The sequence below is a fragment of the Vibrio sp. FE10 genome, assembly GCF_030297155.1.
Lineage (GTDB): Bacteria > Pseudomonadota > Gammaproteobacteria > Enterobacterales > Vibrionaceae > Vibrio > Vibrio apostichopi.
This window is the reverse complement of sequence record NZ_AP028068.1, coordinates 551,413-564,914: the sequence shown is the minus strand read 5'-3', so window position 1 is coordinate 564,914 and position 13,502 is coordinate 551,413. Positions and strand designations below refer to the sequence as shown.

The following is a 13,502-nucleotide window of genomic DNA, read 5'->3' as shown; positions in this document are numbered from 1 at the left end:
AATTAAACAGAAGGTTATATGATAAATAGAATAATAACACTAAGTGGTGTTGTATTACTTTGTTCAGCGAGTGCGCATGCGCAAATGCAAAATGGAAGTTTCGAAAACTGGGAAGGAAACGTACCATCTGGATGGAGTGTGATTGACTCCGGCATTGCAGTTTCACCCTCTAACGTTCCTGTTAATAACGGCAGTTTCTCTGCGCAAGTAACAGTGAATACAGGCACTCAAAGTAATACCGATTTTCTGCAAACGATAAGTGTTGAACAAGGGAAAATTTACGATTTCTCTGTCGATGTTTACCACACGGAAGGCAACGTGAAAGCTCGCCTTTTTGTTGATGGCTATTTAGGCTACTCGAATAATGGTCTAACGAATCAGTGGCAAGCATTGACTCACTCGTACAGCGCTACTAGCACTAAAGATATCGTTGTGGGCGTACGATTTTATGATGATGCAGGTTTTGATGGTTCGGAAGTGGTGTATTTAGATAACTTTCAGCCTACGGAGACTCCACCAACACAAAGCTGCAATAACACAAGTGCCGCACTCACGCTAGTGACGGATAACTATGGTTCTGAAACCAGTTGGTCTCTCAAAAACTCAGTTTCTCAAACTCTTTATTCTGGTTCAGACTATCAAAATAACACCATCAATGAAGTGGAAATGTGTTTAGCGGATGGTAGCTACATCCTAGAAGTCTCAGATTCTTATGGAGATGGAATGTGCTGCAGTGTGGGGAATGGTTCATACAGTTTGTCGGTAAACGGAACCGTTGTGGCATCTGGTGGTGATTTCCAAGCAAGTCAGAGTACAGAATTTACGATTGGTGGCTCAACTACACCACCAACTGAACCACCAGTGTTAGGCGATTATTACAAAGACGCAGAAGGAAAAACGGGCTTTACGTTAAAAACGGCCTTGTATCAAATTATTGATAACCATAGTAGTCAGGGTTACACCGCTATTTGGACATTGGTATCTGAGGCTGATCTAGACGCATACTATGAGACAGATGGATCGATTCTCGATATGTATTCAGAGAAGCCTTCTGGCTCAGATTCAATCCAATTCACTAAGGTGACTGATCAATGCGGTCAGTACAGCAAAGAAGGTGATTGTTACAACCGTGAGCACTCTTTCCCGAAAAGCTGGTTTGGTGGGAAAGTTGAGCCAATGAACTCTGACGGTCACCATTTATTTGCCACTGACGGCTACGTTAACTCGAAACGCAGTAACTGGCCATTTGGTGAAGTGAGCAGTGCAACATACACATCAAGCAATGGCTCTAAACTAGGCAGTGCAGCGAGCTCTCTTGGTTATGTGGGTACGGTATTTGAGCCAATTGATGAGTTTAAAGGTGATTTCGCAAGAGCATATTTTTACATGGCAACACGCTATGAAAATGAAATCGCGAGCTGGGAAGGTAACTCTACAAGCTCTGATGCCGTTCTGGATGGAACCAACACAACCGTGTTTGAACCTTGGCTACTGACTATGCTCAAACGCTGGCATTCTGAAGACCCAGTAAACCAAAAAGAAATCAACCGAAACCAAGCGGTACATGATTTCCAAGGAAATCGTAACCCGTTTATTGACCATCCAGAGTTTGTCAGCCAGATCTGGGGAAATTAAACGGAATATAACCAACATTACAATGGCTTCATGATTATTGAATTGAGCCCAAGCCTTTGTTTGGGCTTTTTTATTGAAAGGCATTAGAGAGCATGATTTTCAATATTTGAAAAAGCATAGTTATCTATGAATTGCTAATTTAGGGGAATCGTTGACACCTTCCTGTCCAATAACGAGTTTAACGAAGCCGTTCTGCGACTATGATCCGACGACCAGCTAACCCTGTTTAAAGCCAGTCAATTTTAGCAAACCTTCATAATCATTGGTTCGAATCACTGAGTTGATTTTTCATATACGCCAGAAACGAAAAATGTCGCATCCATGCGACATTTCTCTTTTGGCGGCCAAACCAGTTTTGCTATATCCATTCTAGATTTCAATCCATTAGGAGATTATTCAGAATGTACTTATAAGACGCTGTTAATGTTAATTAGTTCAATTTAAGCGGCATTTTTTTTCGATTTATTTTCTAAGTCGAATGACGCCTCAATCAATTTCTTGGTGTAGTCATTTTTCGGGTTGTTGAAAATATCTTCCGCAGAGCCTTCTTCCATCACTTCTCCTTTCTGCATCACTAAAACACGATCCGAAAGTGCTTTCACTACCGAGAGGTCATGGCTGATGAAAAGGAAACCGATGTTGTGCTTGGTTTGAATGTCTTTCAACAGGTCAATCACGGTCAGTTGCACTGAGCGATCGAGCGCTGAGGTTGGTTCATCCAGCAAGATAAAAGAAGGTTCAAGAATCAGCGCGCGAGCAATCGCGATACGTTGTCTTTGTCCGCCAGAAAATTCATGCGGATAACGGTTAATTGAATTCGGTTCTAGACGTACTTCAATCAGCGCTTTGCGTGCTCGTTCCAATCGTTCTTTCTTAGAGAGTTGAGGTTGATGCACCGTTAAGCCTTCGGTGATGATCTCCCCAACTGTCATACGTGGTGACAAAGAGCCATAAGGGTCTTGGAATACCATTTGTACATCTTTCTTGAGTTTATGGCGTTCTTTGTCGGTTAATAAACTGACATCTTGGCCTTTATAAACAATACGTCCGGTACTTGGCAGCAAGCCGATTAACGCTCGTCCCAGTGTTGATTTTCCTGATCCAGATTCACCAACAATACCCAAGGTTTCGCCCTGTTTAAGGTTCAACGAAATGCCTTTTACGGCTTCGAAGTACTGGTTTTTGCTCTTGATGAAGTGTGATTTAACCAAGAATTGAACTCGGATGTCGTCAGCACATAATAGTTCTGGAGCTGATGCCTCAACAGGAGCCTTAGCACCTTTCGGAATCGAGTTGATCAGCATGCGGGTGTAGTCGTGTCTTGGGTTTTCGAATAAGGCTTGAGTTACCCCTTCTTCAACCAGTTCACCTTTACACATCACCAGAACACGGTCTGCAAAGTGTTTTACTACGCCAAGGTCATGGGTGATAAACAAAATCGCCATGCCCATCTTGCTTTGAATCTCTTTGATCAAAGAGAGCACTTCCGCCTGAACCGTCACATCTAATGCCGTAGTCGGTTCGTCGGCAATCAAAATATCGGGCTCATTAATCAAGGCCATTGCGATCATGATGCGTTGCAGCTGACCACCAGAAAACTCGTGAGGATACTTAGTGTAGGCTTGCTCTGGCATTGGCAGATGAACAAGCTCAAACAGCTCAAGTACGCGCTGTTTGGCCTTTGACTTCGATACCTTACGGTGGCACATGATGGCCTCAGCTACTTGAATACCTACACGCAGATATGGGTTCAAAGAGGTCATCGGCTCTTGAAAGATCATGCCGATTCTATCGCCCCGAATTGACTGCATTTGGCGTTCTGTTTTTTCGAGTATCGATTGTCCTTCAAACTCTATTTGAGATTGAGGGTCAATAATGGCGTTATCAGGAAGCAAACGCATCAGTGCGTTGGAAGAGACTGATTTACCTGAACCCGATTCACCAACAATGGCCAAGGTTTCGCTGGAGTTAAGGGTAAAGTTAACCTTTTTTACCGCATCAATGATTCCATCATTGGTTGTGAAGCTAACGGAGAGGTTATTGACTTTGAGAATGGCCCGGTCCGACATGATATATCCTTATCAATTTAAGACATTAGGTGAAGATTGAACTTCTGACGTTGTTTTAAGCTGCCCAAAATGGTGATGAGCACGCTGAATTTGTTCTAGCTCGAGCATCCAATGTGAGCTGCGCTGAGCACTGCAAAAAGCGATCAAGTGATTGAGTAGGTCTTCACTTTGCTTTTCCAGTAGTGAATAAGTCCGTTGAATCAGTTCAGTATTTTCTAAAGAGATAAACTGCATCAGCGCGTATGACTGATTCAATGTGTCGAAGGCTTGTTGTTGTAGCCCCTGACGGTTAAGAATTTCGGATTGAGCTACGCTTGCGTCCCTAAGCCCTGCCAATAGACAAGCAAACTGACAGGGTTTGATGTCGCTTTGGTACGCCGCGTCTTGGATGTGGTGAGGAAGAGAATTGAGAACATCACCATAAAGGCGTTGTGCTTCAGGCCAGTGACCTTGTTCCATTAACTGTTCAGCTTTTAGGTAGTGCATCCAGCATCGTTCAATTTCCATATCCACATCCTCAATTTATAATATCAGGAAATGTTAATGATATTTATTATCAATTGCAAATTAAAATCATTTACATGTTAGGTTGGTAAATAAAATAACCCTTTATTCTTAATAATCGGCTCAAATTGTGTGTTATTTGTTCAGTTGAACAGCGATGTTGCGTAAGTCACTAAATTTATAGGAAATTACATCTACACTGATTTTATCTACACCCAAGTAATAAAGGACTAAGGAGGCGGCCATGGCGATTCAAAGACTCAATACAGAACAGCTGTATCAGGTAGCAGAGCTAGAGAAGCTACCCTGCAAGTCGACCAAAGAACTGGCTCCAATTGACGAGATCGTCGGGCAAGAACGGGCGCAAAAAGCCGTTGAGTTCGCGATGTCAATTAAGGAAAAGGGTTACAACATTTACGCGATAGGACGCAATGGTTTAGGTAAACGCACTATGATCTTGCGTTATCTCAACCGTCACCCTCAAGAAGTCGAGGAGCTTTTTGATTGGTGTTACATCGCGAATTTTGAAGACATTCGTACACCTAAAGTGCTCAAGTTACCGAGCGGCGTTGGCAGCAATTTAAAGCAAGATATCGAAAAATTGATGCGTAAATTGCTTAAAGGTATGCCTCTTGCGTTTGATAACGAGATGTACTTTAGCCGTGCTGATAGGCTTAAAAACCAGCTGGCAGCCAAACAGCAAGCAGCGCTAGAAAGCATTAGCCAAGAAGCGAAAGAAAAGGGTATTAACTTAACGATTACCACTCAGGGCGATTACCAGTTTGTTGCAATGAACGGCGAGGAGCTTCATACCGAAGAGAGCTTTGATTTGCTTTCGCCGGAAGAACAAGATCAATTCGACAAAACCATCGATGGATTGGAAGTGGGGTTACGAACCATTTCTCGTGAACTGACCGAGCTTGAAGAGACGTACACAGAGAAAATTCAAAAGCTGAATGATGATACGGCAAGGGATGTGATTACCCACTTTGTTAAGCAGTTGAAGCAAGATTACAGCCAATATCCAGAGATCAAAAAATACCTCACGGCATTGCGTAAGGATATTGTCGAAAACGCTGATATCTTCTTAGAAGAGAGCACTGAGCAAGCTGAAATCGCGACGGCTTCTCTGGATAAGAAAATGCCACGTCGTTACAAAGTGAACGTGATTGTTAGCCAAAAAGAGCAGTCTCTGCCGATTGTTGTCGAAGAGAATCCGAACTATCACTCGCTGTTTGGTTATGTCGAAACGGCGACATTCAAAGGCACGGTATTTACCGATTTTTCTTTGATTCGTGCAGGCAGCTTACACAGAGCTAATGGCGGCGTATTGCTGATGGATGCGGTGAAAGTGTTAGAACAACCGTATGTATGGGAAGGGCTTAAACGTGCGCTACGTTCACGTCAATTGAGCTTTGCTTCATTGGAAAAAGAGGTGACCCTAACGGGCGCAGTATCGCTTGATCCAGAACCGATTCCATTGGATGTGAAAATCATTCTGTTTGGTGATTACCGCACTTACCAATTGCTGCAGCATTACGATGCGGAGTTTGGTGAACTGTTCCGTGTGACGGCCGATTTTGAAGATGAGATGAAGCGTACTGCGGATTCTGAAATGCATTACGCACGCTTCATTTCGAGTATCGTGCACGACAACAATATGCTGCATTGTGATCGCAAAGCGATTGCTCGCATCATTGAGCACAGCTCACGTCAGGCCGGTGACCAAGGCAAGCTATCGTTGCATTCGGCACACATTGCGAACCTGCTTCGTGAGTCTAACTACGTCGCGAGAGGGGCGAAATCGAATCTGATTCGTTCTACTCACGTTGACCAAGCATTGTCTAATCAACAGATGCGTGTCGGACGACTGCAAGACAGCGTAATGGAAACCTTCACTAACGGAACAACGCTAATCCATGTTGATGGTCAGGCGGTTGGGCAAGTGAATGCTCTGTCGGTACTCAGCACAACCGATCATATGTTTGGTGCACCGAACCGAATTACTGCCACTACAGCTTACGGTGATGGTGAAGTGATTGATATCGAAAGAAACGTAGACCTAGGTGGCAGCATTCACTCTAAAGGGGTGATGATCTTATCGGCTTATCTTTCTTCGGTATTTGGTAAGACAGCGAAAGTACCACTTACGACTAATATCACCTTCGAGCAATCGTATGGTGGCGTGGACGGGGACAGTGCGAGTATGGCCGAGTTCTGTGCGGTAGTGTCTGCTTTTTCTAAGCAGCCGAACCGTCAAGACATCGCAATTACTGGCTCGATGAACCAATTTGGTGAATCTCAACCAATTGGTGGTGTGAACGAGAAAATTGAAGGTTTCTTTGATGTGTGTGAAATCAAAGGACGTTCAAATGAGCAAGGGGTGATTATTCCGCGCTCTAACGTTCACAATCTGATGCTGCGCAGTGACATCGTTAAAGCGGTTGAAAAGGGCGAGTTCAACATCTGGGCGATTGACCATGTGACAGAAGCGATTGAGCTGTTCACGGGCAAAGCAGCAGGTGAAGCGAGCGATGAAGGGAGCTATCCTATCGATACTATCTTTGGTATCGCTCAAGCTAAGCTCAATGCTCTGCGTAAATAGCTTAACGCTTTACGTCAATTAGCTAAATAACAGTTAACCGTAAAACGAAACAGCCATCGATATTATCGATGGCTGTTTTTTTTTGATTCTTACAATTTCTAGTGTTTAAGCATTCCGTAAACGAAGCTTGGTACCATCGAATTTGAGTTTACCCAGTAAATTCTTCGCATTGGCACGGCCAATATCATCAAATTCGACGCCGTAGCGTGCGTAGTGTGTCGATTTTTGCAAATTACACACTATGCCTCGTAGCGGAGGAATAAACGGACCGTTGTAGTTTCCAGGCGTGATCTCGATAGACACTCTATCGGCGATTTGAATCGGTCGTGATGTAGGTGATGTGACAAAGCGACAACCACTTTTCGAAAGATCTCGTATCTCACAATTCATTCGCTGATCATTAAAGATGATTCTGGAGTCTAAATTCACTTCATAACGCGTTTCTTTACGAAGTTGAGTCACCTGCATCGTACTTGGCGTCGATAACACCAAGATTGGGAACGGTTCGCCAATGTTATGATGAATCTGACATCTGAAGTGGATCAGCGCGCCTTCTCCTCTTAAGGAGTAAGCTCTCGCTGTCATCCAAAATCCTTCTTGGAAGAAAAAGCGTAGGTCATCGCTTGAAACCTCAGGGACTTCAACCAAGATACAGTTCTCACTGTGTGTGCCGATAAACTTCGTGGTTGCCAAAAATTTAGTGCCAACCGGAGTCGAGACGTTTAACGTCAGTTCACTGCCGTGCTCAATCATGGCCAGGGCATCGGTACTATTAATCGTGGAAATAGTGCGATTTCGAGGATCTTGAAGAGCCTGATTATGCTCCAAAGGCTTCTTCAGTGGTGCGTTCATTATGTTTCTCCATGCGCCAACATGCGTCTGTTAGTTATTTGGTAACTTGCTAACAAGGTGTTATTACGTGCTAGGTTTAACAGGAGTACTTTATATTAATTTATAGAGTGGTGTTTTTATTTGCTGTTTTTATATGAAGCAGTTAACTCTAAATTATTTTCTGTGTTTGTAAGTACTTAGTTTTATTTATATGCACTTGCGTTAGTCTATTACAAGGAACTGATACTTCAAACTTTTATTGTTTGGCGTACCAATTATTTGCAGGAGTTGAGAATGAAGGCCATAAAATGGGATCAAAAAGATAACCAGATCACGGTTGAGCTAGAGCCAAATCAGTTCGCTGTTGTTAAGTATCAAAAGGATGGAGACGTGCTACATATTACTTCGACTCGTATCCCTGATGAACTGCAAGGCAAAGGCTTTGGCAAGGTGATGATGGAATCAGTATTACCTGAAATTGAACAGGCGGGGTTTAAAATTGTTCCGGTATGCAGTTACGTAGTGCATTACATGAATAGACAAAAGCAATGGTCGCATCTTCTATCCGATAAAGCACAGTAACGAGTTATATGTCTCAATCAATATCGTCAAATAATTTTGCTCAATCACAAGTGAGTAAGAGTCAAAACCAACCTGAGCTTTATCAAAATGAGCTTTATCAAAAAATAGCGACCTCGTTGGGTTGCCATGAAGGGTTCGGTGTTCAAGTAATTCAACGCTTATGGGGCGGATACGGCGAGTTAGTACGCTTGGTTTTTGCTCGCGAAAATAGTGCTTTGATGAACAATATTTCGATGAATGATACCTCGATGGATAGCGTCATCGTCAAACATGTCGCATTGCCAGATAAAGCCGAACACCCCAAAGGCTGGAACACCAAATTATCTCATCAGCGAAAGGTGCACTCTTACCAAGTTGAGACCGCATGGTATCAGTCGTTCACTCAGCGATGGGATGATCGTTGTCCTGTGCCTGTTGGGCTGCAATGTGAGTTGCAAGAGAACGAATGGCTGATTGTGATGCAAGACTTAGTGGATATCGGTTTTCCGTTAATCTCTCAATTTGATGTGCTTGCTGTTTCTGAAGATCTGGCAACCAAAGACACTCAGTCTGAACTGGCGTTTGGTTACACTGTAGAAGAACAAAAACAACGTGATTCCTGCCTAAAGTGGCTCGCTAATTTTCATGCGAAGTACATTCATATCGACCAAGAACAGTCTGCATCATTGTGGAAAATAGGTACTTACTGGCATTTAGACACACGCCCTGACGAGTTAAATGCGTTGGCTGATTTACCATTGAAGAATCAAGCGCAACACATCGATCGTTTGCTCAAAGAGTGTCCGTATCAAACCTTGGTGCATGGCGACGCCAAGCTCGCTAATTTCTGTTTTGATTCAGAAAGCCAAAACGCTGCTGCGGTCGATTTCCAATATGTGGGTCATGGTTGTGCGATGAAAGACGTCGCTTTGTTTATGAGTAGCGCGGTTAGGCCGCAAGATTGTGCAGAGCTTGAGTCACAGGTATTGGAGGCTTATTTCCAACACTTGAAAGAGGCATTAGCATATTATCAACCACAGCTTTCGTTTGGTGATGTTGAACAAGCATGGCGCCCCATGTTTTACGTGGCGTGGGCTGATTTCCAACGTTTCGTAAAAGGTTGGAGCCCAGAGCACTGGAAGATCAACCCGTATACTGAGCAACTGACTCAAAGGGTTATTGAGCAGCTAGAAAGCCCAGAATAAGTTACCTCGAATCTGCTAACCAAATAAGAAAAAATCGCCCAATTTATGATTGGGCGATTTTGATTTTATCTAGCGTAGGCCTTAGTTCGTTTGGCTATCAGCTTCTGTTGTTCGTGTGTAAGCGAGCTTATTGGCAAGTTTGAGTTTTTTATTGAACCCCTCTTTATCAATATCTCCCATCACTCGCGCAGGCTCTATTTCACCGCTGGCGGGTGAGTAAAAGAAAATCGCTGGTGGGCCAAATACATTCTTATCATTGAGCCACGCCATTTGCTCGGGAGAGCTTTCTGTCACATCAAGTTTTATCGTCTTCCACTCTTTAAGCTGTTGGCTCACTTGTTGGTCATTGAACACGTTGGTCTCAATCACTTTACAAGAGACACACCAATCCGCATAAAGATCGACCAGCACCTTTTTATCGGCATTGGCAGCGGCTTGTAACTGTTGTTCTAGCTGATCAATTGAGTCTGTTTTTTCAAAGGGAGTGCTCGCAACGGATTGGACTGACTCCCTGTTTGCAAGTGGGTTTAGAGGATCGGTATTACCTAAGAAAAATCCGACAAACAAGATTAAACCGTAGCTCAGTGGTAGCAAAGCAGAGAGCTTACGAGTACGCGCCCAACCCGGTTGTGCAGCTTCTAAAGCCCCAAAATGTACACCAGTACCGATAGCAAGCAGCGCCCATAAGATCATAATGATCGATGGAGCGACAAAGCGGCTTAATAGCACGATAGCAACTGCCAATAGCAGCACGCCAAATACCTGCTTAACGTATACCATCCATGCGCCACTTCTTAATAATAGACGTCCACCACTAGCTCCGATAGCGATAAGCGGTACGCCCATACCGAGAGCCATAACGAACAGAGTCGCTCCGCCAAACATCCAATCTTGAGTGGTTGAGACGTAAAGCAACGCGCCAGCCAATGGAGCACTGACACAAGGTGACACGACCAAGGCTGATATTGCGCCCATGGCAAAGACACTGGCGATCTTACCGCCGCCAAGCTTGTCTGAACCGCTGTTGAGTTTTTGCTGTAGGGCAACAGGCAATTGGAGTTCATAGAATCCGAACATCGCCAATGCAAGCAGAACAAAAACCGCCGCAAAGCTAGTTAACAACCAAGGCTGTTGCATCGCGGCTTGCAGGTTGACCCCTTTTGCTAATGTAGTGACTAAGATCCCCGTCATTGCATAGCTGGTCGCCATACCCAGAACATAGGAACTAGAGAGTGCCGCGCCTTTCTTGCCTGTCATCGCTTTTTCGCCACCGATGATGCTAGCCAAAATCGGAATCATCGGCAGTACACATGGCGTTAGGGACAAGCCTAGGCCAAGCAAGAAGAACACAAGCAGTGCTTGTAACTTACCGGCTTGGGATAGGAACGAAGACAAGCCATTCGTGTCCTCACGGATCTCACCTAAGGTTTGAACCAGAGAGTTTGATGGCTCCTCAACCAGCGCTTTAGATACGGTTTCGAGCATCGGCAAATCGAGCACTAGCTTTTGCGGCAGGTAGCAAAGTCCTTTGTCTGCGCAGCCTTGATAACGCACGGTGAGTTTGCCACTTCCCGAATAAGGAACAGTAACGGTAACGGGCTCGTGAAACACGACGACGTTGCCAAAGTTAGGGTCCTCTTTCTCTTCACCTGGTAGCGAATAGATCGGTTCTAACGTTGATAATGAAGACTCCCCTTTGAACGAAAATCGAGATTGATACAGGTAGTAGCCTTTGTGTGTATCAAAGCTGATGACCGCGCCTTGGTCTGTGGCTTCCCATGAAACGGGGAAGGCCTCTTCAACCGGAAGAAACTCGTTTTCTTGAGCATGCAAAAAGCTGCTAAACAATAGAATTAACGTAAGTAGGTAGCACTTCATGGATGAAGGAACTCCGTGTTTTGGTGAATGTGTAATTGATCGTCGATGTAGATAACAGCGCTGTCTTCCGGCACCGAAATATTGGGGTTTAGTGTCAGAGAAGTGCTGAGCACGCCGGCTTCCAATGTGGATGACGAGATAGCGGTAACAGAAAGGATCTTCTGCTCAACATCCTGCTTCGACAAGATATGAGAAGTGGTCTTGTCACCAAATTGTATTTGGCGTTCACTGTGAGCCGAAGTCGTCAGAGCTGCATTGGTTAGGGGCACTGCGAAAAATGGAGTCTTATTGTCTCTTGGGTCTAAGACAGCAATGTTAAATGTCGAGCCATCCGGTTTGGTGCCTAACGCATAGATGTCACCGCCAAAGTTCACTAACATTGACGTCGCGCCGAGTTGTTTGCCGATCTCTACGGCTTGGTCAACGGCGTACTCTTTGATGACGCCACCAAAATCGAAACGAGTGCGTGAGTCAGGGACGTGTAGCCTTGTCCTTTGCAGATCGACAGCCCTTTGTAGATCGACAGCCCCTTGTAGATCGACAGCCCCTTTTTGATCCATTGTCCCTTTCAATTCCCAAGCTTGCTTACCCAAAGCAGAAGACAAGGCTTGGAAAGCATGACTGTGGAGCATCTTCGGTTTCTGTTTTAAAAGATGTTTGATGCTGCCGACCGTAGTATCAAAGGTATCGAAGGTCAGTTGACTTAATCGGTCGAGGTGTTGGAAAACCTCGGCAGATTCAGAATCGAGTTCGACATCACATGATGATCGTTGATTAATGCATTGTGTTAGCCACGAGTCGTCGCAGTAGAAGTTATATTTGTCTTCTAATCGGCGTGTGTTTTGCTCTATCTCAGTCGCGATTGCTGTTGCACTTGTCTCTGGAAAGGTAGCCAAATCAATCGACAAAATTTGCACTTCACACGGCACTGTCATCGCATGAAAGCGGTGCACAAAGGGTAGATTAGAACTCATAGGTTGCTCCAACCGCCCACCATTGCGCTTCAAAACCGTTGCTCTGTTCGTAATATGCAGCAAGCGCATTTAAGCGTAATTTCTTATGCACCTTGATACTCGCACCTAGCTCATAGGCATTGGCGGTGAAGTTACCCAAGCGCAGATCTGAAGTTGCGTAGCCTGATGAAGCAAATGAAGGATCGGCACTACTTGGGTCGCGATAGAAATCGGCCGCATCTTGCGTGTACCAGAAATAACCCGGTGCTAACGTTAACCATTCACTCACTCGCCAAGATAATTTACCGCCTAACTGGTGAGACATTACACCCCAATCATCCATAAACCATTTGTATCTTGGTCGGATTTTTAAACTGTCGGACAATGAGTAAAAGGCTTGGATATTAATACCGCCAGAGAGTCGCGTATCCGGTCGAGAATCTTGCCCCAAGAACACTTCATCGTCATCGATTTTACCGTCGTCATTGATATCAACTTCACGCAGAACCGTTAAATAGTGATTGCTCAAATAGCCACTGCGGTAACCCGTGTAAGCGGTAAAAATGCTGTATAGATTCGGCGTGAAGGTTTGTGATAATCCGGCTTCTAAACTGCCCGTGAAAATGTCTTCCCAGCTCTGGCTGTTTGATGAAGCCAGCGAGTATTTGCCGAATGCTTGAGTCTGATCGAAAAGGGCAGAGCCCCCTAGACTGTAAGAGCGGTTTTTAGTGCTATCGGCATAGACCAAACCTTTGGCGTTAATGCCAAGGCTTTCATAATCTTCTTCTTGAGATGCGTTGCCACCTAAGGTCCATTCATTACGTAAGGTGTCGCGATAGGTCGCGCTTAAACTGATGGATTTTCTGGTGTCTTCAAGGCCTACTTTTTGGATTTCATAGCCACTGCGATGAGGGTCGTAGCCTGCACGAATAACCTCGTCGGTTTTATTCTGTGCTTGTTGAGTTTTTAGGGCGCGACTTATCTGATCGGCATTCGAAGCAAGAGGTGTCGTTGGTCCCCACGCTGGTGAGGCGCCAGAAATACTGTCGTAGCTTATCTCTGCGTTTAATGTCCAATCTAAGCCGATACTTTTCTCAATCGAAACCATAGTGTCATTGGCTGATACTCTGTCATCGTATTCCTCATAGCTAAGGTAATGAACAGAGATATGATCTTCAGCTAATGCAACGTTAGCCACTGCCGCTGCACTAAGCAGCGTAATTGGTAGTTTTTTCATTTTTTTCTTATTTTGTTTTGAAGT

Annotated in this window: 10 protein-coding genes; 4 read left to right on the top strand and 6 right to left on the bottom strand. The window is 44.5% G+C overall.

Going from position 1 to position 13,502, the window contains the following annotated elements:
- The first annotated feature begins 18 nt into the window (after positions 1–18).
- The gene (locus tag QUF19_RS19585; protein WP_286302468.1) at positions 19–1,635 is read left to right on the top strand and encodes an endonuclease; all 1,617 of its coding nucleotides are present in this window, start codon (positions 19–21) and stop codon (positions 1,633–1,635) included.
- Positions 1,636–2,075: 440 nt separating this feature from the next.
- Here QUF19_RS19585 and QUF19_RS19580 read toward each other — a convergent pair whose 3' ends face one another.
- Entirely contained in the window at positions 2,076–3,704 is a 1,629-nt protein-coding gene (locus tag QUF19_RS19580) for an ABC transporter ATP-binding protein (protein ID WP_286302466.1), read from the bottom strand.
- Between the two features lie 12 nt (positions 3,705–3,716).
- The gene (locus tag QUF19_RS19575) at positions 3,717–4,211 is read right to left on the bottom strand and encodes a hypothetical protein (protein ID WP_286302464.1); all 495 of its coding nucleotides are present in this window, start codon (positions 4,209–4,211) and stop codon (positions 3,717–3,719) included.
- Between the two features lie 241 nt (positions 4,212–4,452).
- On the opposite strand from QUF19_RS19575, the gene QUF19_RS19570 reads away from it, so the two are divergent.
- Entirely contained in the window at positions 4,453–6,813 is a 2,361-nt protein-coding gene (locus QUF19_RS19570) for a Lon protease family protein (protein WP_017111390.1), read from the top strand.
- A 105-nt stretch (positions 6,814–6,918) separates the two neighbouring features.
- On the opposite strand, the gene QUF19_RS19565 is transcribed toward QUF19_RS19570, so the two are convergent.
- Positions 6,919–7,665, bottom strand: a complete 747-nt coding sequence (locus tag QUF19_RS19565) for a flagellar brake protein (RefSeq protein ID WP_017111391.1) — start codon at positions 7,663–7,665, stop codon at positions 6,919–6,921.
- A gap of 273 nt (positions 7,666–7,938) precedes the next feature.
- On the opposite strand from QUF19_RS19565, the gene QUF19_RS19560 reads away from it, so the two are divergent.
- Entirely contained in the window at positions 7,939–8,226 is a 288-nt protein-coding gene (locus QUF19_RS19560) for a GNAT family N-acetyltransferase (protein WP_286302456.1), read from the top strand.
- 8 nt (positions 8,227–8,234) lie between these two features.
- Entirely contained in the window at positions 8,235–9,410 is a 1,176-nt protein-coding gene (locus QUF19_RS19555; RefSeq protein ID WP_286302453.1) for an aminoglycoside phosphotransferase family protein, read from the top strand.
- A gap of 81 nt (positions 9,411–9,491) precedes the next feature.
- Here QUF19_RS19555 and dsbD read toward each other — a convergent pair whose 3' ends face one another.
- The 3 genes from dsbD to QUF19_RS19540 are packed head-to-tail and all read right to left on the bottom strand — an operon-like array spanning position 9,492 to position 13,478.
- Positions 9,492–11,288 (bottom strand): protein-disulfide reductase DsbD, encoded by a 1,797-nt coding sequence (dsbD, locus tag QUF19_RS19550; protein ID WP_286302451.1) that lies wholly within the window; start codon positions 11,286–11,288, stop codon positions 9,492–9,494.
- A complete protein-coding gene (locus QUF19_RS19545; protein WP_286302449.1) occupies positions 11,285–12,262 on the bottom strand; it encodes an FAD:protein FMN transferase in 978 nt (325 codons plus the stop codon). Before QUF19_RS19545 ends, dsbD begins: the two co-directional genes overlap by 4 nt.
- A complete protein-coding gene (locus QUF19_RS19540) occupies positions 12,252–13,478 on the bottom strand; it encodes a DUF3570 domain-containing protein (RefSeq protein WP_286302447.1) in 1,227 nt (408 codons plus the stop codon). Before QUF19_RS19540 ends, QUF19_RS19545 begins: the two co-directional genes overlap by 11 nt.
- Positions 13,479–13,502: the final 24 nt, after the last annotated feature.

Bases quoted from the DNA above. Each gene is read 5' to 3' on its own strand.
- QUF19_RS19585 (WP_286302468.1), top strand. From the start codon at position 19: ATGATAAATAGAATAATAACACTAAGTGGTGTTGTATTACTTTGTTCA.
- dsbD (WP_286302451.1), bottom strand. From the start codon at position 11,288: ATGAAGTGCTACCTACTTACGTTAATTCTATTGTTTAGCAGCTTTTTG.
- QUF19_RS19570 (WP_017111390.1), top strand. From the start codon at position 4,453: ATGGCGATTCAAAGACTCAATACAGAACAGCTGTATCAGGTAGCAGAG.
- QUF19_RS19580 (WP_286302466.1), bottom strand. From the start codon at position 3,704: ATGTCGGACCGGGCCATTCTCAAAGTCAATAACCTCTCCGTTAGCTTC.
- QUF19_RS19575 (WP_286302464.1), bottom strand. From the start codon at position 4,211: ATGGAAATTGAACGATGCTGGATGCACTACCTAAAAGCTGAACAGTTA.
- QUF19_RS19545 (WP_286302449.1), bottom strand. From the start codon at position 12,262: ATGAGTTCTAATCTACCCTTTGTGCACCGCTTTCATGCGATGACAGTG.
- QUF19_RS19540 (WP_286302447.1), bottom strand. From the start codon at position 13,478: ATGAAAAAACTACCAATTACGCTGCTTAGTGCAGCGGCAGTGGCTAAC.
- QUF19_RS19560 (WP_286302456.1), top strand. From the start codon at position 7,939: ATGAAGGCCATAAAATGGGATCAAAAAGATAACCAGATCACGGTTGAG.
- QUF19_RS19565 (WP_017111391.1), bottom strand. From the start codon at position 7,665: ATGAACGCACCACTGAAGAAGCCTTTGGAGCATAATCAGGCTCTTCAA.
- QUF19_RS19555 (WP_286302453.1), top strand. From the start codon at position 8,235: ATGTCTCAATCAATATCGTCAAATAATTTTGCTCAATCACAAGTGAGT.